20 protein-coding genes and 1 tRNA gene are annotated in these 21,418 nt (G+C 71.3%); 8 read left to right on the top strand and 13 right to left on the bottom strand.

What is annotated here, in order from left to right:
* Nucleotides 1-66 precede the first annotated feature (66 nt).
* A complete protein-coding gene (locus tag H1226_RS26095) occupies nt 67-1,164 on the bottom strand; it encodes an alpha/beta hydrolase (protein WP_258343712.1) in 1,098 nt (365 codons plus the stop codon).
* A 28-nt stretch (nt 1,165-1,192) separates the two neighbouring features.
* Here H1226_RS26095 and H1226_RS26100 point away from each other — a divergent pair, with 28 nt between their 5' ends.
* Nucleotides 1,193-1,624: a TIGR03668 family PPOX class F420-dependent oxidoreductase gene (locus tag H1226_RS26100; protein ID WP_258349505.1), complete on the top strand. Its 432-nt coding sequence runs from the start codon at nt 1,193-1,195 to the stop codon at nt 1,622-1,624.
* 269 nt (nt 1,625-1,893) lie between these two features.
* On the opposite strand, the gene H1226_RS26105 is transcribed toward H1226_RS26100, so the two are convergent.
* Nucleotides 1,894-2,838, bottom strand: a complete 945-nt coding sequence (locus tag H1226_RS26105; protein ID WP_258343713.1) for a VOC family protein — start codon at nt 2,836-2,838, stop codon at nt 1,894-1,896.
* Nucleotides 2,835-3,383 (bottom strand): RNA polymerase sigma factor, encoded by a 549-nt coding sequence (locus tag H1226_RS26110; protein ID WP_258343727.1) that lies wholly within the window; start codon nt 3,381-3,383, stop codon nt 2,835-2,837. The genes H1226_RS26105 and H1226_RS26110 overlap by 4 nt, the downstream gene beginning before the upstream one ends.
* A 117-nt stretch (nt 3,384-3,500) precedes the next feature.
* On the opposite strand from H1226_RS26110, the gene H1226_RS26115 reads away from it, so the two are divergent.
* Nucleotides 3,501-3,791 (top strand): hypothetical protein, encoded by a 291-nt coding sequence (locus H1226_RS26115; RefSeq protein ID WP_225043654.1) that lies wholly within the window; start codon nt 3,501-3,503, stop codon nt 3,789-3,791.
* 452 nt (nt 3,792-4,243) lie between these two features.
* The gene (locus H1226_RS26120; RefSeq protein WP_258343730.1) at nt 4,244-4,564 is read left to right on the top strand and encodes a hypothetical protein; all 321 of its coding nucleotides are present in this window, start codon (nt 4,244-4,246) and stop codon (nt 4,562-4,564) included.
* Nucleotides 4,565-4,569: 5 nt separating this feature from the next.
* On the opposite strand, the gene pip is transcribed toward H1226_RS26120, so the two are convergent.
* Entirely contained in the window at nt 4,570-5,514 is a 945-nt protein-coding gene (pip, locus tag H1226_RS26125) for a prolyl aminopeptidase (RefSeq protein WP_258343733.1), read from the bottom strand.
* A 111-nt stretch (nt 5,515-5,625) separates the two neighbouring features.
* On the opposite strand from pip, the gene H1226_RS26130 reads away from it, so the two are divergent.
* The gene (locus H1226_RS26130) at nt 5,626-6,450 is read left to right on the top strand and encodes an SAM-dependent methyltransferase (RefSeq protein ID WP_224956918.1); all 825 of its coding nucleotides are present in this window, start codon (nt 5,626-5,628) and stop codon (nt 6,448-6,450) included.
* A gap of 495 nt (nt 6,451-6,945) precedes the next feature.
* On the opposite strand, the gene H1226_RS26135 is transcribed toward H1226_RS26130, so the two are convergent.
* Nucleotides 6,946-7,371 carry an SH3 domain-containing protein gene (locus H1226_RS26135; RefSeq protein ID WP_258343735.1) on the bottom strand — a complete coding sequence of 142 codons (426 nt, stop codon included), beginning with the start codon at nt 7,369-7,371 and terminating at the stop codon, nt 6,946-6,948.
* 449 nt (nt 7,372-7,820) lie between these two features.
* Nucleotides 7,821-7,901 (bottom strand) — tRNA-Tyr (locus H1226_RS26140).
* Between the two features lie 125 nt (nt 7,902-8,026).
* Here H1226_RS26140 and H1226_RS26145 point away from each other — a divergent pair.
* Nucleotides 8,027-8,518: a YajQ family cyclic di-GMP-binding protein gene (locus H1226_RS26145; RefSeq protein WP_224967093.1), complete on the top strand. Its 492-nt coding sequence runs from the start codon at nt 8,027-8,029 to the stop codon at nt 8,516-8,518.
* A 321-nt stretch (nt 8,519-8,839) separates the two neighbouring features.
* Nucleotides 8,840-9,721 carry a glucose-1-phosphate thymidylyltransferase RfbA gene (rfbA, locus tag H1226_RS26150; protein WP_258343746.1) on the top strand — a complete coding sequence of 294 codons (882 nt, stop codon included), beginning with the start codon at nt 8,840-8,842 and terminating at the stop codon, nt 9,719-9,721.
* 4 nt (nt 9,722-9,725) lie between these two features.
* On the opposite strand, the gene htpX is transcribed toward rfbA, so the two are convergent.
* Nucleotides 9,726-10,595 carry a zinc metalloprotease HtpX gene (htpX, locus tag H1226_RS26155; RefSeq protein WP_224956922.1) on the bottom strand — a complete coding sequence of 290 codons (870 nt, stop codon included), beginning with the start codon at nt 10,593-10,595 and terminating at the stop codon, nt 9,726-9,728.
* Between the two features lie 333 nt (nt 10,596-10,928).
* Here htpX and H1226_RS26160 point away from each other — a divergent pair, with 333 nt between their 5' ends.
* Entirely contained in the window at nt 10,929-11,837 is a 909-nt protein-coding gene (locus tag H1226_RS26160) for a YceI family protein (protein WP_224956923.1), read from the top strand.
* 55 nt (nt 11,838-11,892) lie between these two features.
* Here H1226_RS26160 and ddaH read toward each other — a convergent pair whose 3' ends face one another.
* A complete protein-coding gene (gene ddaH, locus H1226_RS26165) occupies nt 11,893-12,753 on the bottom strand; it encodes a dimethylargininase (RefSeq protein WP_258343752.1) in 861 nt (286 codons plus the stop codon).
* A gap of 74 nt (nt 12,754-12,827) precedes the next feature.
* On the opposite strand from ddaH, the gene H1226_RS26170 reads away from it, so the two are divergent.
* Complete coding sequence (locus H1226_RS26170; RefSeq protein WP_224956927.1) at nt 12,828-13,268, top strand: Lrp/AsnC family transcriptional regulator; 441 nt, start codon at nt 12,828-12,830, stop codon at nt 13,266-13,268.
* Nucleotides 13,269-13,322: 54 nt separating this feature from the next.
* Here the strand turns inward: H1226_RS26170 and H1226_RS26175 are convergent, their stop codons facing one another.
* The 5 genes from H1226_RS26175 to nuoL all read right to left on the bottom strand — a co-directional run bounded on the left by H1226_RS26175 (nt 13,323) and on the right by nuoL (nt 21,320).
* Complete coding sequence (locus tag H1226_RS26175) at nt 13,323-14,903, bottom strand: sunset domain-containing protein (RefSeq protein ID WP_258343755.1); 1,581 nt, start codon at nt 14,901-14,903, stop codon at nt 13,323-13,325.
* A gap of 211 nt (nt 14,904-15,114) precedes the next feature.
* On the bottom strand, nt 15,115-16,146 hold the full coding sequence (locus H1226_RS26180) for a polyprenyl synthetase family protein (RefSeq protein ID WP_373689989.1): 1,032 nt from the start codon (nt 16,144-16,146) through the stop codon (nt 15,115-15,117).
* A gap of 49 nt (nt 16,147-16,195) precedes the next feature.
* On the bottom strand, nt 16,196-17,758 hold the full coding sequence (gene nuoN / locus H1226_RS26185) for an NADH-quinone oxidoreductase subunit NuoN (protein WP_258343757.1): 1,563 nt from the start codon (nt 17,756-17,758) through the stop codon (nt 16,196-16,198).
* Nucleotides 17,759-17,761: 3 nt separating this feature from the next.
* A complete protein-coding gene (locus tag H1226_RS26190; protein WP_258343759.1) occupies nt 17,762-19,339 on the bottom strand; it encodes a complex I subunit 4 family protein in 1,578 nt (525 codons plus the stop codon).
* Nucleotides 19,340-19,388: 49 nt separating this feature from the next.
* Nucleotides 19,389-21,320: an NADH-quinone oxidoreductase subunit L gene (nuoL, locus tag H1226_RS26195; RefSeq protein WP_258349506.1), complete on the bottom strand. Its 1,932-nt coding sequence runs from the start codon at nt 21,318-21,320 to the stop codon at nt 19,389-19,391.
* Between the last annotated feature and the right edge of the window lie 98 nt (nt 21,321-21,418).

Here is a 21,418-nt window from a genome sequence, read left to right on the forward strand (position 1 = left end):
GTGACCATGCGGAGAGTATCCACGAAACACGGGGAGTGACCGCAGTTCCGTCAATCGGAGCAACGGTCAGGTCAAGCCTAGTTCGTCTACGTAATCACGGACCGCTCGATCGAGATCAGCCAGCCCCGATTCCTCGGTCGGCAGGTGTCCCGCCCCGTTCAGCTCGGCGAACCGCCCCCGCGCGCCGAGCCGGTCGAAGAACTCCTGGGACAACCGCGGCGGGCTCCACCGGTCTTCGGCCGGGTGCGCCAGCAGCACCGGCGGACCCGCGTAGTCCTCCGGCTCCACCGCGGGCGCGGCGACGAGGTAGCTGCGCAGGAAGCCCAGCGACATCCAGTTCCCGCCCGCGAGCGGGTCGGCCCAGATGGCGTGCGCGAACTGGGCGTGGTTCGACATCGCGGCGATGTTCACCAGCCACCGCACCGGAGCCCACGCCGGAGGCAGCGGCATCGGCACCGAACCGGGCAGCAGCCCGAGGAGTCCGGACCACCGGCCCACCTCGGGCGTGGTCGCCAGCATGCGGCGCACGTCGTCGCGACGCGGATCCGCGAGCCCCGTCACCAGCACTCCGGCGACCGAACCACCGGCTCCCGCGCGCGCCGCCACGTCGTAGGCCAACCGCCCAGCCGATCCCACGCCCATCAGGACCACGGGCCGCTGGTCCGTTCGCCGCTCGGCCGCGACCAGGTCGGTGACGCACCGCAGCCAACCGGCGTAGGTGACGTTGCGCAGTCCGCTGGAGGTCAGGCCGAAACCCGGCAGGTCGGGCGCGAGGAACTCCAGGTCGGCGAGCGCGGGCAGCCGCCCGTAGGGCGTGAGCATCCGCCCGTAGCCGCCGATCCCGTGCAGCGCGATGACCTTCGCCGGCGCGTCCGGGCGCGCGATCCGGTCCAGGTGCACGCGTCTGCCGCGCCAGGACCACCACTCCTCGACCGGCATGCCCGGGGCCGGTGCCTCGGGCTGCACCGCCGTGTTCGGCAGTGCCTCGGCCGGCAGGCCCCGGCCGGTCAGGAGTCGGCTCGCCGAGCCGCGCGGTTCCGCGTCCGGCTCGGGTTCCAGGCTGAGCCCGCTGGGGAAGAACTCCTGGTAGCGGAGCCAGTGCCGGTGCTCCGCGTAGCTGGGACCGACCGCGGTGTCGGATCCTGGTTCGGAAACTGCTCGCACACCACGAAGGTACGGAGTGGGCTCCACGATGCGCATCGGCCACGAGCAGGCTCGCCACTGGTTCCGGGAGTCCCGGGTGGCCCGGCTGGCGACCGCCGACCCGGCGGGCCTGCCGCACCTCGTCCCGGTCACGTTCGCGGTCGACGGCGACCTGCTGGTCACCGCCGTCGACCACAAGCCGAAGTCGACGACCTCCCTGCGGCGCCTGCGCAACATCGAGCGGAATCCGCAGGTCGCCCTGCTGGTGGACCACTACGCCGAGGACTGGGAGCGGCTGTGGTGGGCACGGGCCGACGGGCTCGCCGAACTCGCCGAGGCGGAACAGCACCCGCACCTGGTGGCGGCGCTCGCGGCGAAGTACGAGCAGTACCGGCAGCGACCACCGCACCTGACGTTGATCGTCGTGCGGGTGTCGCGGTGGAGCGGCTGGCGTGCGGCTGGTGATCACTCTCACGGCTGAACCCCTCCTGTCGTCGGCTCCTCGCCTCGCCAGGTCGGGTGGCGAGTCCCGTCGGACTGCTCGTGGCGGTGGTGCAGGGCCGGCTGTCGGCCCGCTGGTTCGGCTCGGCCCCTCGGGCCTGTCGCCTCCGGGCCGATTCCCCGGGGCCGGCTTTTCGGACCTGGGTGGAGAGACCTGCGTGCCCGGCTCCCGGACGCGCTCGGCCCTGAGGTTTCAGGCCCGGGTGGCCGGCCGCGGGAGGTCGGCTTCGGACGTTCGGTTCCTGCGGATCACTCGGCGGCCCCCAGCAGGTAGAACGTCCGCCCCTGGTTGTCGGTGCAGGTCGCGAGCCGCCCGTAGGGCATGTCCGCGGGCTCGTCCGCGTTCCCGCCGTGCGCCCGCACCTCGGCGAGCGTGGCGTCCAGGTCGTCCGTGCGGAAGCACAGCGTCACCTCGCCGGTGTCGCTGCCGTGCATCCCCGCCATCGGCTGCACGTCCTCGATCTGCCAGCCGTCCTCGACGTTGCCGGGACCGAACCGCCAGCCGAGGACGGCGCCGTAGAACTCCTTCGCGAGCGCGGTGTCCGGCGTGGCGATGGTGATGTAGTCGATGTCCCCGTGCCGCGGTGGCCGCGGTGCCGCCGGTTGGGAGCTCACCTCGGCCCGCCCGGGTGGGGTCATGATCATCCATCGGTGGCCGAACGGGTCGTCGAACCGGCCGGAGCGGCCGTAGGGGTGCTCCTCGACGTCGCCCACCGCGGTCGCGCCGTGCTCCCGCGCGCGCTGCACGACGGCGTCCACGTCGGGAACCTCGACGTGCAGGGTCGTGCTGGCGCCGCCGCGGTGCACCGGCGCGAGCATGTCGATCTCGGGAAACTCGTCGGCCAGGAACAGCGCGCTGCCACCGACGTCGAGCTCCACGTGCCCGAGCCTGCCGTCGGCCATCGCGTACGGCTCGGCGCGCAGCCGGGCGCCCAGCACCGCGCCGTACCAGTCGATCGCCCGCGGCGCGTCCGACACGGCGAGGTACGGCGTCAACGTCATGGCCACCCGGTCGGACAGGTCCGCCCGCTGCTCGCGGGCGGCGCCGGTGCGGGTGGATTCGGTGTCGGTCATGGTCACTCCTCGGTCGTCGAGCAGCGCGCGCTCCAGCCGGTCCCGCAGTCGTCCGGCGAACTGCGGAGACGGCTCGGCGGGCACGATCGGCTCGCGAAGAGCGTCGAACGGGTCGGTCATCGCCGTCGCCCTCCTCCGGTGCCCGGTGCGTCGCTGGTTGCTTCGTACTCGCGGCGGAACGCCGCTCTGGCCCGGACCAGCAGCGCCTCGGTGGCGTGCACGGTCCGGTCGAGGTGTTCGGCGACCTCGGGCACGGGCAGCCCGTCGAGGTAGCGCAGCGTCAACGCCGCGCGATGGTGCTCGCCCAACCTCGCCAGCACCTCCCGTGCCCGCAACATGTCCAACCGGACGTCCCACGGGTCCGCGTCGTCCCGTGGTTCCTGCTGTTCCAGCCGTTCCAGCCCGCGTCGTTCCCGGCCGATCGCGCGCCAGTGGTCGGCGAGCTTGTGCCGGGCGATGCCGACCAGCCACGCCACCGTGGGCGGACTCCCCGACCGGTTCCTGGCAGCCTGCACCGCCGCGAGGAACGTGTCCGCGGTCAGGTCCTCGCTCAACGCGTGATCCCCGGAACGACCGAGCAGGTAGCCGTACACGTGCGGCAGCGCCTCGTCGTACATCTCGAGCAACGCCGCCGCCGGGTCCGGTTGCACCTGCGGTCGCTTCACATCCCCATAGTCGTTCGGGAGTGCGGTGCTCCGACGCCCTCGACCGCCCTCCGTTCGGGTGATGCGAGGTAGGCACCGCGCAGGGCGGGCTCGACCGCGACCTCTAACCTGCGGTGCGTGTCGGAAGAGCTGGTCCCCTCCCCCGAGCTGTCCCGCCTCGCGGCGGCGCTGGACGTCCTCGACGAGCACGCCGAGCTCAACCACCGCTACCGGCGGCTGATCACCGATTCCCGGAGCGCGCTGAGCGCCCCGCTGCTCCGAACCACTCAGGCACGCGGCATCGGGAAGAAGCTCCTGGTGCTGGTGAAGGCGGCCGGACCCGGGTTCCCCGACACCCTCGCCGCGGCGGACCGCACCGCCCTGGAGGACGGGCTGGCGCAGGCGGACGAACTCGTCTTCCACACCTGACCGCGCCCCGGCCGCTCAGGCGAGTTCGACGTCCTCGATGCCGGCGAGCGGCCTGAGCAGCGCATCGACCGATCGCGTCCGGACCGATCGCCCCTCCCGGGCGGCGCGGGCCCGGCCTCCCGCGCCGACGGTGCGGCCTGTGCTCGTCGACCCCCGCTTGACCGGAGACGAACACCAGCCCGTTCGCCTTGATCGCCAGCGAGATGCGGTGCGGCTCGTACCAGTCGGGGTCGTGCGTCGCGCGGTGCATCGAAGTCATGCCACCGACCAGCTCGAACGGTGGGCCGCGACTACCGGGGTAGGACCGCGAGCGGCGCGGGGGCACCGCGCACGACCGGCTCCGAATCAGAGCCCCGGCGCGCCGGTCCGGTGCCGCGGGACGAACTCGACCACCACGCGTGATCGCGTCCCGGGCTGGGCACCCTCCGGCGGAGACCGGCGGAAGGAGACCCATGAACGCACCGGAACCGACCACCGAGCAGATCACCGCCTGGCGCAACCTGCTGGACGCGTTCGCCCAGGTCAGCGCCTCCTGGGACGCCGCGGTCGCGATCGACCGGGACGCGGGGCCCGACGAGGGCCCGACGAGCTCGGTGCCGGAGCCGCTGCACGCGTCGTTCGCCCGCGCGGCGGCGGAGACCTCGGACGTGCTCACCGGGATCGCCGAAGCGCTCGCCGAGCACGAGGCAGACGGGACGTTCGCGGAGGTGGCGCGGACGCAGCGCGCCGCGCGCGACGCCTGGTCGTCGGCCCGCTCGTCCAGCAGCGGCTGACCGGATCAGCGCCCGGCGAAGCGGTCCGTCACCTCGACCAGCACGTCCGCCACGGCACCGCGCCCGCCGTGCCCCGCGTCGTCGACCAGGCGCAGTTCCGCGTCGGCCCACACCTGCGCCAGGTGCCACGCGGTGTCCGGCGGCGTGCTCACGTCGCTCCGGCCGTGCACCAGCGCCCCCGGGATCCCGTTGAGCCGCACCGCGTTCCGCAGCAGTTCGCCGTCCGCGAACCACGCGCCGTGCCGCCAGTAGTGCGTGACCAGCCGCGCGAACGCGAGCCGGAACTCCGGGTCGGCGTAGCGAGGATCGGGGCGGGCGTGGCCCACCTCCACGTGCGCTTCCTCCCAGCGGCACCAGTCCAGCGCGGCCCTCGCCCGCACGGTGGGGTCCGGGTCGTGCAGCAACCGGCTGTAGGCGTCGACGAGCCTGCCGTCCCGGTCGGCCGCGGGGACGCCGGCGCGGAACCGCTCCCACTGCTCGGGGAACACGCGCCGCATGTCCTGCGTGATCCACTCGACTTCGCGGTGCGTGGTGGTGCCGACGCTGAACAGCACGAGTTCGGTGACCCGCTCCGGGTGCAGTTCCGCGTACGCCAGCCCCAGCGTGGAACCCCACGACCCGCCGAAGACCATCCACCGCTCGACACCGAGGTGGCGGCGCAGCAGTTCGACGTCCGCCACCAGGTGGTGCGTGGTGTTCGTGGTCAGGTCGGCGTCCGGTTCGCCCGCGCTCGGCGTGCTGCGCCCGCAGCCGCGCTGGTCGAACAGCACGATCCGGTACGCGTCCGGGTCGAAGTAGCGCCGCCAGCCCGGCCCGCAGCCACCACCTGGCCCGCCGTGCAGCACCACCACCGGTTTTCCGTCCGGTGCGCCGCACACCTCCCAGTGCATCCGGTGGCCGTCGCCGACGTCGAGCCGCCCGCTGCGGTGGGGTTCGATCTCCGGGTACACACCCGAAGGCTAGCGAGACCCGCGGCTCCGCGGACGAGATTCGCTCTGTCGTTCGCCCCGGCCGACCGCGCATACTTCCCGTTGCTCACCGTCTCAGCAGAGGAGGTTCCGGTGCACCCGGAACGGCAGTCCGCGCCCGACCTGTCCGGCATCACCGGTAGCCCGGACACGAGCGGTCCGAACGCGGCCCGGATGTACGACTACTACCTGGGCGGCTCGGCGAACTTCGCGGTGGACCGCGCCACGGCCGACGAGCAGATCGCGGTGCTGCCGAGCGTGGCCTCCACCGCGCGCGCGAACCGCGCCTTCCTCGGCCGCGCCGTGCGGATGTGCCTGGACGCCGGGGTGAACCAGTTCCTCGACCTGGGCTCCGGCGTGCCCACCGTCGGCAACGTGCACGAGATCGCCCACCAGATCGACCCGGAAGCCCGCATCGCCTACGTGGACCGGGAACCGATCGCGGTGGCGCACAGCCGCCGGTTGCTGCGCGGTGACGAACGGGTGTCCGTCACCCAGGCCGACCTGACCGAACCCGAGAAGGTGCTGTCCGCGCCCGGCGTGGCGAACCTGCTGGACTTCAGCAAGCCGGTCGCGGTCCTCGCGATCAGCGTGCTGCACTTCGTGCGCGACGACCAGGACCCGGCGGGAATCCTCGCCACCTACCGCGACGCCTGCGTCCCCGGCAGCTTCCTGGCCATCTCGCACACCACCGCCGAAAGCCTCGCTCGGTCCACTGTGGACGAAGGATTGGCGATCTACCAGCGCACCTCCACCCCGGTGTTCCCGCGCCCCATCGCGGAGGCCCCCGGGCTGCTGGGGGGATACGAGGTCCTGGAACCGGGCGCCACGCTCGTCACGAACTGGCGGCCGGACTCCGAACCCGACCCGGCCTCACCCGTCGCCAACACCTGGGCCGTCGTCGGCATCCTGCGGTGACGGCGGGAAGGCGCCCGTGCGACGTCTCCCTTCGGAGGTGGAACACCCCCGCACGTCACGATTCCACTTGACTCCACTCCCCACGGAGCCCTGTCGGATCACGACCTGAGCCGGTACGGAGTTTCACGCCCTACGGGCGGATGCCTCAGCCGCGACGGACAAGCCGCACGTGACGGTTTCGGAGCGGCCCGACTGCCAGAGAACGCCCAAACCCAGCCGACGCGGGGTCGTCGTCAGGCGAACGGACAACGCAGAACGGCCCGGTGACCCTGCTCTTGCAGGTCACCGGGCCGTTGTGGCTGGTGTGCCAGGTGGAGGATTCGAAACCTCCGAAGCTTGCGCGGCCGATTTGCAGAGTGGCGCCTGTAAAGCTCTGCCGTGCGGAGACCTTGTGGCGCGGGTCAATGTGACCATTCATTGACCGGGTGCTCCATCATGCGTCCACGCGAAGACTGAGCCCATTTCATGTCGCCACTCAGAGGTGACCGCGTGAACTCACTCGCCCTGCGTCAGGCAGGGAGCCGCCACGTAGTGGATCCCGCCGAGGTATTCGATCGGCCACCAGACATTGTTGGGCGCGGGATGCCCGCAGACTGGACCGAAGGTATCGCCGTGCACGCCCTGCTGCGGCATCACAACCCGGTCGCCCCGGTTCAGCTTGCCGGTCACCGGAGCGCCGAGGCTGGGAGCACTGCGGACGTTCACATCGTCATCGACCGCCACGTACCAGCCACCGTACGCGTGCGCCTGCGACGCGGGAGCCGCTGCCTCTTCGGGCGCAGCGGCTTGCGCTGTCGACCCGATCAGGCCGACCGTCGCGGCCACCGCGCAAGTCAGGATCGCCATCCGGGCCCTCTTGCCCGTTGTTCCAGTCATGTCATCCCCCAGCTGAACTTTGGTGATCTGTGCAGGTGCGCCCACCGGATCAAGGTCAACGCGGAGATGATCCTACGGAAAACACGGCTGTCTCAGTGGTGGTTCGGGAAGTTCGGGCTCGGCCTGGGCAAAGACGGCTCTGACGGACAACCCGTTGGAAGCGGTCAAGGGGAAGCGGCCTACCGAGCGTCTCCGCCAGGTCGATTCGCAGCCGGTGGCGAATCCGGTGCAGGCTCGAACACTGCTGCGGTGAAGGAGAACTCGCCCGGGCTGACCGCGTTCCTCGCGGTGCACCTTCAACAGCACCTCCGCGACTACGGAACCGGCAAGGGTGGCCGCCTCTTCTGGGGCACGCGAAGCCGAGAGCGGTTACCGAGCACCGTGTAGCGCCGAACGTGGGCGAACGCGCGCACCGCGGCGTTGGTGCTAGCCGTACAACGCAAAACGGCCCGGCGACCCTGTTCGTACAGGTCACCGGGCCGTTTCGGCTGGTGTGCCAGGTGGAGGATTCGAACCTCCGAAGCTTGCGCGGCTGATTTACAGTCAGCTCCCTTTGGCCGCTCGGGCAACCTGGCGTCGCTAGCCGGCTCGCGCTGGCTTGCGGGAACAAGGATACAGACTCGCGGCGACCGCTTCCCGAGGGGGTGGGGCCGGTAGCGTGTCCGGGCGACAGGGCCCGTTTCAACAGGAGGTGCGCGAGGTGGCAGACCCGTCGTTCGACGTGGTGAGCAAGGTGGACCGGCAGGAAGTGGACAACGCGCTGAACCAGGCGGCGAAGGAGCTCGCCAACCGGTTCGACTTCCGCGGCACCGGCACGAAGATCCAGTGGTCCGGCCAGGAGGGGATCGTGCTGGAGTCCGAGACCGAGGAGCGGTGCCGGGCCGCGATCGAGGTCTTCAAGGAGAAGCTGATCAAGCGGGGCATCTCGCTGAAGGCCTTCGACGTGGGTGAGCCCGCCAGCTCGGGGCAGATCTACCGGGTCAGCGGCAAGGTGGTGCAGGGCATCGAGCAGGACGTCGCGAAGAAGATCTCGAAGAAGATCCGCGACGAGGGCCCGAAGGGCGTGCAGGCTCAGATCCAGGGCGACCAGCTGCGGATCTCCGGCAAGAAGAAGGACGACCTGCAGAACGTCATCCAGCTGCTGAAGGCCACCGACTTCGACGTGGCGCTGCAGTTCGAGAACTTCCGCTGATCGTCGGACGCCCCGACGCGGACCGGCGCGGCCGGGCCGGGTGCCATCACGGGGAGGCAGCACCCGGTCCGGGATGTCGGAACGCACCCGCAGCACCGCCCACGATCGCCGCAGTCGCCCGAACGGGGGCGACGCGGGCATCGGGGCGACCGGGCCGCGGAGAAGACGATCTAGGACGGTTCAGCGCCCGGCGGCCCATCACCTGGCCCGCCCAGCGCGATGCGGCAGTGCGGCGGCCCACTGCCGCCGGGAAACCGCACGGATCCCAGAATCCGGTCGACTACCGTGGGGACCGACCCACGGGCTCTGGAGGGATGCCGGGTGAGAGGAATCGTGCTCGCAGGAGGCAGCGGCACCCGGCTGCACCCGCTGACGCAGGGCGTGTCCAAGCAGCTGCTCCCCGTCTACGACAAGCCGATGGTGTACTACCCGCTGTCGGTGCTGATGCTCGCCGGGATCCGGGACGTGCTGCTGATCTCCACCCCGGTGGACCTGCCGCTGTTCCAGCGCCTGCTCGGGGACGGCTCGCAGCTCGGGTTGAACATCGAGTACGCGGAGCAACCGCAGCCGAACGGGCTCGCCGAGGCGTTCGTGATCGGCGCCGACTTCATCGGCGGCGACCCGGTGGCGCTGGTGCTGGGCGACAACATCTTCTACGGCCAGGGCTTCTCGCGGGTGCTGCAGCAGTCCACCCGGGACCTGCACGGCTGCACGCTGTTCGGCTACCCGGTCCGCGACCCGCACCGCTACGGGGTGGGCGAGGTCGACGCGGACGGCAAGCTCGTCTCCATCGTGGAGAAGCCGGAGCGGCCGCGGTCGAACAAGGCCATCACCGGCCTGTACTTCTACGACAACGACGTGGTGGAGATCGCCCGCGGCCTGGCGCCCTCACCCCGCGGCGAGCTGGAGATCACCGACGTCAACATGACCTACCTGCGGCAGGGTCGCGCCCACCTCACCGAGCTGGGGCGCGGTTACGCGTGGCTGGACACGGGCACGCACGACTCGCTGCTGGAGGCCGGGCAGTTCGTGCAGGTGCTGGAGCACCGGCAGGGCGTCCGGATCGCCTGCCTGGAGGAGATCGCGCTGCGGATGGGGTTCATCTCCGCCGACCAGTGCCACGCGCTCGGCAGCAAGCTCGCGAAGTCCGCCTACGGCGAGTACGTCATGGAGGTCGCCCGCTCGGCGGGCGCCGGGACCTGACGCGTCAGGGCAGCAGCCTGCGGCCGGCCATCCCTTCGAGCCGCTGCACCCGATCGCTGATCGGCGGGTGGGTGGAGAACAGGCGAGCCATCCGCTCCCCCGGCCGGAACGGGTTCGCGATCATCAGGTGGGACTGCGAGACCAGCTGCGGTTCGGGGGCGAGCGGCGCCTGCTGGGTGCCGCGCTCCAGCTTGCGCAGCGCGGAGGCGAGCGCCAGCGGGTCGCCGGTGAGCTCCGCGCCGGAGGCATCGGCCTGGTACTCGCGGGACCGGCTCACCGCCATCTGCACCACCGCGGCCGCGACCGGCCCCAGCAGCGCGATCAGCAGCATCGCGACCGGGCTCGGCCGGTCCTCGTCGCGCCCGCCGAACATGCCGAACAGCATGCCGAAGTTCGCCAGGAAGGTGACCACGCTGGCCAACGCCCCGGCCACGCTGGAGATCAGGATGTCCCGGTTGTACACGTGGGACAGCTCGTGTCCGAGCACGGCGCGCAGTTCGCGCTCGTCGAGCAGTTCGAGGATGCCGGTCGTGCAGCAGACCGCGGCGTTGCGCGGGTTGCGGCCGGTGGCGAACGCGTTCGGCGCCCGGGTCGGGCTGATGTAGAGCGCGGGCATCGGCTGCCGCGCGGAGGTCGCCAGCTCCCGCACGATGCGGTACATCGCGGGCTGCTCCGCCTCCGAGACGGGTCGTGCGTGCATGGAACGCAACGCCAGCTTTGCCGAATTGAAATAGGCGTAGCCGTTCATGCCGAGCGCCACGACCAGCGCCACGACCAGGCCCAGCCGGCCGAACAAGGAGCCCACCAGAAGGACCAGGGCGCTCATCCCGCCCAGCAGCAGCGCGGTCTTGAGTCCGTTGAAGTGCCCACCCACCGCGCTGTGCCCTCCGTGCCTGTCGCCGCTCACCGCTCGTTCGCCTCCGGACCTTCCTGGGATCGCCCCCGACCTGCGGAATCGTTGCGCCGTCCCGGCCGGGATCCACTGGGAAAACGCGCGGCGCACGGGTGAAGTTCCGCTGCCGCGGAGTGCCGCGCACCACCCGAGAGGTCCAGACCGGTTCGACCGTTGTGCAACGATGACCTGCACAGTTTGGATCAGTGTGCACGGGACCGGGACGTCGAGATCGTTTCGGCCTAGCATGACCCGCGCCACCGAAAGAACGACTTTCCCGCACAGGGGGTGGCGGGAGAGCGGAAAGGATCCAAGATGTTCGCCAAACTGCGCAGGCGCCGCGGGAACACCGGCGCCGCACCACGGCCCGGCGCCGGGAACGCCGGCTACCTGCCGGAAACCCCCCTCGATGGCGGCGTCATCAGCTGCCAGGTGCACGACGAGATGGGCAAGCTGCTGCCGGGCGCCACGGTCACCATCACCGACCGGCTGAACCAGCAGATCGCACAGGCCGACACGGACAGCTACGGCTCGTTCCTCGCAACGGTGCAACCGGGCATGCACAAGATCTCGATCAACGCGGGTGGCTTCAAGCGCAAGAGCGCTCGCATCGAGGTCCGCGTCAACCAGCACACCTCGCTCGGCGGCGTGCGGCTGGAGTCGGACAACTCGCTGGCGCTGCCGCAGCCCGGCACCTGGACCTTCGACCCCACCCACACCGAGATCCACTTCGTCGCGCAGCACGTCGGCATGTCGAAGATCCGCGGCCGGTTCAACTCCTTCGAAGGCCAGATCCAGGTCGCGCGGCGCTTCGAGGACTCCCGGATCGACGTCGTCATCGACGCGGACAGCATCGACACCGGCGTCAACATGCGGGACACCCACCTGAAGTCCGCGGACTTCCTCGACGTGGAGAACTACCCGAAGCTGTACTTCAGCAGCACCAAGTTCCACCAGGTCCGCGGCGACCGCTGGCTCATCGACGGCGCGTTCACGCTCCGCGGCACCAGCAGCAACGTGCAGCTCGACACCGCCTACCTCGGGCAGCGGACCTGGCAGGGCCCCGGGTTCGAGAGCGACCGGCGGGCCGCCTGCCGCGCCACCACCACGCTGCGCCGCGAGGACTACGCGGTGAACTGGCAGGCCACCCTCGCCAAGGGCATCGCCGTCGTCGGTCCGACCATCGAGATCGAACTCGGCGTGCAGGCAGTGCTGGAGCAGTGATCGTTCCGCGCCGGCGGTTGCGGGGAACCGTCGGCGCCCCCGTCCGCGCGGCCGGTCAGCCGTGCAGCTCCATCGTGCAGCACTTCGGTCCGCCACCGGACTTGCGCAGCTCCGAGACGTCCACGTGGATCGGCTCGTAACCGCGGTCGCGCAGCTTCGCGGCCAAGCCCGTCGCCTCCAGCGGCAGCACCACGTGCCGCCCGTCGGACACCCCGTTCAGCCCCAGGCACTCCGCGTCGGCGGCGTCCGCGACCACCGCGTCCGGGAACAGCCGCTCCAGCACCCGCCGCGAACCCGTCGAGAACGCCTCCGGGTAGTAGGCGATCTGCGGGTGCTCGCCCTGCGAGAGCACGAACAACGCCGTGTCCAGGTGGTAGAAACGGGCGTCGACCAGGCGCAACGACACCACCGGCACGCCCAGCGCCTCCTGCGCCTCCGCGTGCGCCTCCGGGTCGGTGCGGAAGCCGGTGCCCGCCAGCAGCAGGCCGCCGGTCCACGCGAAGTCGCCCTCCGCCTCGTTGATCCGCGACGGCATCACGATCTCGCGGTAGCCGTTCCCGGCGAACCAGCGGCGGAAGTGCTCGGCCTCCGCGGCGCGTTGCTCGGCGCGGAACCGGGACCCCAGCACCCGGCCGCCGATGACCGTGCCCGAGTTCGCCGCGAACACCATGTCCGGCAACCCCGGCTGCGCGGGCACCACCGACACCGAGTGGCCCAGCCGCTCGTAGGTGCGCTTCAGCTCCTCCCACTGGCGCAGCGCGAGCTCGACGTCCACCGGGCGGTCCGGGTCCATCCACGGGTTGATCACGTACTCCACGGCGAAGTGCTCCGGCGGGCACATCACGTAGTCGCGCGGCGTCGGCGTGCGGGATCCGGTCCGGGTCTCGGCGCGCGGATCCACCAGGGCGGTCGTCATGATACGAAATCTAATCCCGCCTCCGGCGACCTTCAACAACGCTCCATTGCGCGAAATGCGGCAGTATGTTGCGCATGGACACCTTGGATCAGCGAATCGTTTCGCAGCTGGTGACGGACGCCCGCGCGAGCTACGCCGAGATCGGCGCCGTGGTGGGCCTGTCCGCGCCCGCGGTGAAGCGGCGGGTGGACAAGCTGCTGGACCAGGGCGTGCTGCGCGGCTTCACCGCCGTCGTGGACCCCGAGGCGCTGGGCTGGGGGACCGAGGCCTTCGTCGAAGTGCACTGCCACGGGAACGTGCCGACGCACCGCATCCGCAGCGGGCTCGAACCGCTGCCCGAAGTCGTCGCCGCCTACACGGTGTCCGGGCCCGCGGACGCGATCGTGCACCTGCGGGCCGCCGACATCCACCACCTGGAGACGGCGCTGGAACGGCTGCGCGGCGTCGAGTTCATCAGCCGGACCGTGTCCACGGTCGTGCTGTCCCGGCTGCTGGAGCGCCCGCCGCAGCCCTGAGGCGCGCACGACGAAGCCGCCCCCGCGACGTGGCGGAGGCGGCTTCGGGTCACGTCAGGAGCCGGAGTTCCAGTGCTGGAAGCCCGCTTCCTCCGCGTCGGCCTCCGTCCGGAACCACACCTCGGCGACGACGCGGTCGTAGTGCGGCGAGTCCGGGGCGTGGTAGCGGCGCGAAGCGAAATCGCCCTTGACCATGTGGCCGTCCTGCTGCGACGGCTCCTGCGGCGCGGCCAGCGACTCGCGCCTGCGGTTCGCCTGCGCCTGCGGGTCGGCGTGCCAGGCCGCCTGCGACCGGCCGGGGCGCTGCTGCATGCCGGGGCGCGGGCCGGCGCCGGGAGTGCGGCGCGGCAGCGGGGTCTGCTCGGACTCGGCGATCACCGGGACGTCCGAGGCCTGCTCGGGCGCGGCCTGGTCGGTGAACTCGTGCGCCCGGCTCTCCACCAGCGCGCGCAGGTTCCCCGCGAAGCCGTGGTCGTCCCCAGCACGGGCCGGTTCCGGTTCGGTCCAGGTCGGTTCGGCTTCCGGCTCGCGGGCCGGTTCGGCGTCGCGCGGGACCTCCGCGGCGGGCCGCGGCGCATCCGACAGATCCGACAGGCCCAGCGCGGCGGACAGCTCGGCCGCGCCGGAGAGCCCGGGCGGGCCCGGGCGCAGCGGAGTCTCGGGCCGGGTGAAGATCTCGGTGCCGTCGCCGGTCGGCGCGGCCGACCGGGCGGGGCGGGCGATCTCGGACTCGTCGGCGGCGGCGTTCTTCTGGAACCAGGTGCTGGCCGATTCGGCGGGCCGGTCGGCCACCGGCTCGGTGTTCGCGCCGCGCCCGAGCGCTTGGCCGATGTCCGCGGAGGTGGGGCGTTCGGCGTCCTCGCCGCCGTCCTGGTCGTTCGGGATGGTCCACGGCGCTCCGGCGGGCTGGCGGCTCGACTGCGCGACGTCGGAGCGCTGGGGCTGCTCGGGGCGCTGATCCTGCTCAGGGCGTGGGGACTGCTCGGGACGCTGGGCCGTTTCCGGCCGCGGACCACCGTCCTCGTCCTCCCGGACGCGGCTGGGCCACCAGCCACCGCTGGACCGGCCCGCGTAGGGACTGTCGTCCTTCCAAGCGCCCGGGTTCCGGACCGGGAGGGACGGATCACCGGGGGTGCGGGCGGGCTGCTCGGCGGGCTCGTGCGCGCTGGTGGCGCCGTCGTCCACCACCAGGTCGGCGACCTGGGAACCGCCGCGCACCGAGACCTCGGCGCGCGCGTCGGTGGTGGCGGTGGGCGCGGGTTCAGCCGCGGGCTGAGCTGCCGGGGTGCGAGCAGCCGAGGTCTGCGCGGCCGGCGCCGTGGGCCGCTCCGGCTCCGGCAACCGCGCGGTGCGCGGCTCGTCGTCCTCGTCCGGCTCGGCGAGCTGCCCGGCGTCCTGCTCCCAGCGCGGCTGCACCGCGGTGCGCTCCACGCCCAGCGGGGGCGAGGGCTGGTGGCTGCGCCAGATCTGCCGGTCGTGGCGCGCGTCCTGGTGCTCCACGTACTCGGTGAACTCGGAGGTCACCTTCCGCAGCCGGCGCCGCAGCGGCAGCACGAACAGCAACCAGGTGATCACAGAACCGAGCAGGAACGCGGCGACACTCCACAACCACACCTGCGTAAACAGCCACACCACCGGCGACGCCCTCCCTCAAAGGCCACGTGGGGCACCGTGAGCGTGGACAGGCTACTCCGCGCACGCTCCACCCCGTACCTCGACGCAACACTCCACCCGACCGGGACCAAGATCAGCCCCGGTGGAGTGACTCACCCGCGCCGAGCGTTCACTGTCCGACACCGCAGACGTGCCGAGCTCCGAGCGGTCCCCGACGGCCGCACCCGGGCCGTCAGCGGGTCCGGGCCACCACGTAGTGGACCAGAGCCTCCAGCGCGGTCCGCGCGGAGCAGTCCGGGAGCTCCGCCAGCACCGCCCGCGCCTCCTGCGCGTACTCGTCGAGCGTGGCGCGGGCCCGCCGCAAGCCGCTGGACTCGCGCAGCAGCTTCAACGCCTCCGCCACGTCCTCGTCCGCGTGCAGCGGTTCGCCCAGCAGTTCCAGCAGCCGCGGATCGGTGTCCGCCGCGTCCCTGGCGTAGATCATCGGCAGCGTGAGCACGCCCTCGCGCAGGTCGGTCCCGGGCGTCTTGCCGGAGTCCGCCGCGGGCGAGGCGATGTCGATCACGTCGTCGGAGATCTGGAAGGCGATGCCGATGCTCTTGCCGAACGACTCCAGCGCCGCGACCTGCTCCGGGGTCGCACCCGCCGCGGTCGCGCCGAACCGGCCGGAGGTCGCGATCAGCGAACCGGTCTTCTCGTAGATCACCTGGAGGTAGTGCTCCTCCAGGTCCTGGCCCTCACCCGCGCCGATCGTCTCGCGCAGCTGCCCGGTGACCAGCGCTTCGAAGGTGGTCGCCATCCGGCGCACCGCGTCGGCGCCGAGGTCGGCGACCATCCGGGAGGCGTGCGCCATCAGGAAGTCGCCGGTGAGGATCGCCACCGAGTTGTCCCAGCGCACGTTCGCGCTGGCCGCGCCGCGGCGCATCGTGGCCTCGTCCATCACGTCGTCGTGGTACAGCGTCGCGAGGTGCACCATCTCCACCACCGCCGCCGAGGTGATCACCTCGTCCGGCGACGGGTCCGCGAAGTGCGCCGCCAGCAGCGCGAACAGCGGCCGGAACCGCTTTCCTCCCGCGTCCACCAGGTGCAGCGAAGTGCGGGTCGCGAAGTCGAACTCGCTGCGCACCGACTCGTGCAGCAGCGCTTCGACCCGGGCCATGCCCGCGGAGATCGACTCGGCCAGCGCCGGATCGTCGATGTCGAACCCGCTCGCAGCAGTACTGCCAGCCACGTTCCTGACCGGTTCACCAGATGGGCTGCTCACGTCACCGTCGCCTTCGCTCCCCCACCGAGTCGCCCTACGGGCGGGCACTCTACGACACGAAACCACCCACACCGGCCCAGTCCAGGGCCACCGTGGGCAGCACGCCCAGCAACAGCGTCACGACCACGCCCAACGTGATCGCCGCGGTTGTGAACGCACCCGGCACGCTGACGGTGGGCCCGTCGGCGGCCGGCTCGCTGAAGTACATCAGCACGATGACACGAAGGTAGAAGAACGCCGCAACCGCACTGGCCACCAGGGCCACCACCACCAGCGGGGCCATCCCGTCCGACAGCGCGGCCTCGAACACCACGAACTTCCCGATGAAACCGCTCGTCAGCGGGATTCCGGCGAGGGCGAACAGCAGGAACGTGAACACGGCGGCGAGCACCGGTGAACGCTTCGCCAACCCGGCCCAGTCGGAAAGGTGAGTAGCCTCACCCTCCGCGGTGCGCACGAGGCTGATCACACCGAACACGGCGACCGTGGTGAAGCCGTAGGCCAGCAGGTAGAACATCGTGCCCGACAGGCCGCGCTCGGTGAGGGAGATCGACCCGATGAGCAGGAACCCCGCGTGCGCGATGGACGAGTAGGCGATCATCCGCTTGATGTCGTTCTGGGTGAGCCCGAGGACCACGCCGATCACCATGGACACGATCGCGACCGCCCACATCACGCCGCGCCACTCCCAGCTGGACGCCTGCAACGCGACCTGCAGCACCCGCAGGATCGCGCCGAACGCGGCGACCTTGGTGCAGGCCGCCATGAACCCGGTGACCGCGGTGGGCGCGCCCTGGTAGACGTCCGGCGTCCAGGTGTGGAACGGGCCGACGGAGGCCTTGAACAGCAGGCCGACGACGAGCAGCCCGATCCCGGCGAACAGCAGCGTCTCGGAGCGGTCGCTGGTGGAGGTGGCCTCGGCGATGTCGGCGAGCCGCACCGAACCGGCGTAGCCGTAGAGCAGCGCGAGCCCGTACAGGAAGAACGCGGAGGCGAACGCGCCGAGCAGGAAGTACTTCACCGCCGCTTCCTGCGAGAGCAGCCTGCGGCGCTTCGCGAGCCCGCACATCAGGTACAGCGGCAGGCTCAGCACTTCCAGCGCGATGAACATGGTGAGCAGGTCGTTCGCGGCGCAGAACACCATCATGCCGCCGAGCGAGAACAGGGCGAGCGGGAACACCTCGGTGCGCATCCCGGTGCCCCCGCCGCGGTTGCCGGGGTCCTGTTCGGCTTCGGCGGCGGTCTCGGCGACGAACGCGCCACCGGGTTCCACCGAGCGGTCCGCGATGAGCAGGATCGCCGCGATGCCGAGGCCGAGCAGCGTCCCCCACAGGAACAGCGTGGGCGCGTCCACGGCCAGCGCGTCGGACAGCGTGGTGACGCCGGTGCCGCCGGAGCGGGCGTGCAGCCCGAGGGCGATCCCGGCGGCGACGAGGGCCAGCAGGCTCAGCACGACCTGCGTGGTCCAGCGGGACCGGCGGGGCACGAACGCCTCGACGAGCACGCTGATGCAGGCGGCGCCGAGCACGACCAGCACCGGCGTGATGGCGGCGTAGTCGATCGGCGGGATCGGAATCTGCTGCGCGTGGACCGCGACCTGAGTGGCACCCACTGTTCAGTTCCCTCCTTGCGAGGTCACGGGGTCGGTGACGCCGACCTCGCTCATGGTCGCCCCGACCGACGGGGTGATCACGTCCAGCACCGGTTTCGGGTACACCCCGAGCGCGAGCACCAGCACGATCAGCGGGGTCAGCACGGCGATCTCCCGCGGGCGCAGGTCCAGCACCCGCGCCCGGTGCGCGCCGGGCCGGTTCGGGTCGGTGACGGCGCCCGGACCGCCCGCGGTGCCGACGAGGGCGTCGCCGCGCACCGGCCCCTGCATGATCCGCTGGTAGAGCCGCAGCACGTAGACGGCGGCGAGCACCATGCCGAGGGTGGCGAGCACCGTGTACACCGGCTGCGTCGGGAAAGCGCCCAGCAGCACCAGGAACTCGCTGATGAACGAGTTGGTGCCCGGCAGCGACAGGGTGCTGAGCCCGGCGATGAGCAAGGTCCCGGCCAGCAGCGGGGTGATCTTCGCCATCCCGCCGTAGTCGGCGATCCGGGTGGAACCGCCGCGAGCGATGATCATGCCGATGACCAGGATCAGCAGCCCGGTCGCCAGGCTGTGGTTGAGCATGTACGACACCGCGCCCACCTGGGCCTGCGAGGTGTAGGCGAAGATCCCGAGCGCAATGAACCCGAAGTGCGCGATGGACACGTAGGCGATGAACCGCTTGAGGTCGGTCTGCCCGAACGCCTGCAGCGAGCCGTAGAGCACGCCGAGCACCGCCAGCACCAGCACCAGCGGCGCCAGCAGCTGGGAGGCGTCCGGCGTGAGCGGCAGGCTGTAGCGCAGGAAGCCGAAGGTGCCGACCTTGTCCAGCACGCCGACGACGATCACCGCGACACCGATCGGCGCCTGCTCCGCGGCGTCCGGCAGCCAGGTGTGCAGCGGCACCAGCGGCGCCTTGATCGCGAACGCGGTGAAGAAGCCCAGGAAGATCCACACCTGCACGGCGATCGGCGCGTCGGCCAGGATCGGCACCAGCCGCGCCCAGTCGAAGGTGCCTTCGCCGGTGGCCTGCAGCGCGTAGGCGTAGGCGCCGATCGCGGCGGCCAGCATGATCAGGCCGCCGAGGAACGAGTACAGGAAGAACTTCACCGCCGCGTACCGGCCGCGTTCGCCGCCGTAGCCGCCGATGAGGAAGTACATCGGGATCAGCATGATCTCGAACAGCACGTAGAACAGAAACACGTCGGTCGCCGCGAACACGGCCACCGTCAGCGCCTGCTCGACCAGCAGCAGCGAGAAGAACCCGCCGTGGCTGCGCCCCGCCGGCAGCCGCTCGCCCCAGCTGAAGCCGAGCACCAGCGGCATCAGCAGCGCGATCACGGCGATCATGACGAGCGCGATGCCGTCGACGGCGAAGGACACCCGGATGTCGAACGCCGGGATCCACTCGACGGAGCCGGCCAGTTGCAGCCGCGGCCCGGCCGGGTCGTAGGCGGCCCAGGCGGCGATCGCGACGGCGAACTCGGCCAGCGACACGGCGAGCGCGGTCCACTTCGCCACCGGCGCGTTGCGGCGCAGCAGCCCGACGGCGACGGCGCCCGCCAGCGGCAGCAGGACGAGCACGAGGAGCAGGGTCATCGGATCTCCTCTTCCCCCGGGAGGTTCGGCTGGGTTCGGGTGCGGTCGGTCACGGCGTGCCCACCACCAGCAGCGCCCCGATCAGCAGCACGCCGCCGCAGAGCATGGACAGCGCGTAGGAGCGGACGAACCCGTTCTGCCTGCGCCGCGCCCAGCCGGAGCCGAGCTGCAGCGCACCGGCGAGACCGGTGACGGCTCCGTCCACGGCGGCGCGGTCGAAGGCGACCAGGCCGCGGGTGAGCCCGGCGGTGGGTTTGACGGCGACGGCGTCGTTGAGCGCGTTGCCGCCGAGGTCGGCGCGCGCGGCGCGCACCACCGGCGACACCCGCTCGGGCCGGGTGACCGGCACCGGTTTCCGGCCGACGAGCAGCCAGGCGACGAGCGCGCCGAGCGCGGAGAGCACCACGGTCAGCACCGGGATCACCGAGTGCGGCAGCGCCCCGCCGTGCGATTCCTCCAGCGCGCCGAGCGACGGCGCGAGGAAGGTGACCAGCCGGTCCCCGGAGGCGAGGAACATGCCCGCCCCGACCGAGCCGACGGCCAGCACGATCATCGGCCCGGTCATGATCGCCGGGGATTCGTGCGGGTGGTAGTCCTGCCCGTCCGCGGTCTTGAGGTCCTGCCAGCGCTTCTCGCCGAAGAAGGTCATCAGCACCAGCCGCGTCATGTAGAACGCGGTGAGCGCGGCACCCAGCAGCGCCGCGCCGCCGAACACCCAGCCCCGCCAGCCGTCCTGGCCGAACGCGGCCTCGATGATCGCGTCCTTCGAGTAGTAGCCGGACAGGAACGGGAACCCGATCAGCGCCAGGTAACCGAGCGCGAAGGTGGCGAAGGTGATCGGCAGGTGCTTGGCGAGCCCGCCGAACCGGCGCATGTTCACCTCGTCGCGCATCGCGTGCATCACCGATCCGGCGCCGAGGAACAGCCCGGCCTTGAAGAACCCGTGGGTGAGCAGGTGCATGATGCCGAGCGCGTACCCGGCCGGCCCGAGCCCGACGGCGAGGACCATGTAGCCGATCTGGCTGACCGTGGAGTAGGCCAGCACCTTCTTGATGTCGTCGTAGGCGCAGCCGATGACGCAGCCGACCAGCAGCGTCACCGCGCCGATGATGGTGACGACCAGCCTGCCGTCCGGGGACAGCGTGTACAGCGGGTTGGCGCGGGCGATCAGGTAGACGCCCGCGGTGACCATGGTCGCCGCGTGGATCAGCGCGGACACCGGGGTGGGGCCTTCCATCGCGTCCGGCAGCCACGCCTGCAGCGGGACCTGGCCGGACTTGCCGCAGGCGCCGAGCAGCAGCAGCAGCGTGATCGCCAGCAGCACACCCGGGGTCAGCTCACCGGCGCGGGCGAAGACCTCGGTGTACTGGGTGGTGCCGAGCTTCGCGAACAGCAGGAAGATCGCGAGGGCGAGCCCGACGTCGCCGACCCGGTTCATCACGAACGCCTTGGTCGCGGCCGCTGCCGCCGAGGGCCGCTGCTGCCAGAACCCGATCAGCAGGTAGGACGCCAGGCCGACGCCCTCCCAGCCGAGGTACAGCGTCACGAAGCTGTTGCCCAGCACCAGCACCAGCATGGCCGCGACGAATAGGTTCAGGTAGGCGAAGAACCGCCGCCGCTCGGTGTTGTGCCTGCCGGTGCGGCCTTCCTGGTCGTGGGCCATGTAGCCGATCGAGTAGAGGTGGATCAGCGCGCCCACCCCGGTGATCAGCAGCACGAACACCATCGACAGCGGGTCCAGCCGCAGCCCGAAGTCGACCTGCAGCGCCTCGACCGGGATCCAGGAGAACACGTGCAGCTCGCGCACCGGTTGCGCGTCGCCCGCGATGCTCGTGAACAGCGCCACCCCGTAGGCGAACGCCGCGATCACGGTGGCGCTGCCCAGCAGGTGGCCCCACCCGTCGGCGCGGCGGCCCGCGATCAGCAGCACGGCGGCGCCGAGCAGCGGCAGTGCGATGAGCAGCCAGGCGCCGCCCTGCACGGGACCTTGCGCGGCCTGCACGGCGAGGAGATCGGGACTGGCCGGGAACGTCGTCGTCACGCCAGGCTCTCCCTACTGTGAGTGCGAACGGGGGTTCG

The organism is Saccharopolyspora gregorii (assembly GCF_024734405.1).
Classification (GTDB): domain Bacteria; phylum Actinomycetota; class Actinomycetes; order Mycobacteriales; family Pseudonocardiaceae; genus Saccharopolyspora_C; species Saccharopolyspora_C gregorii.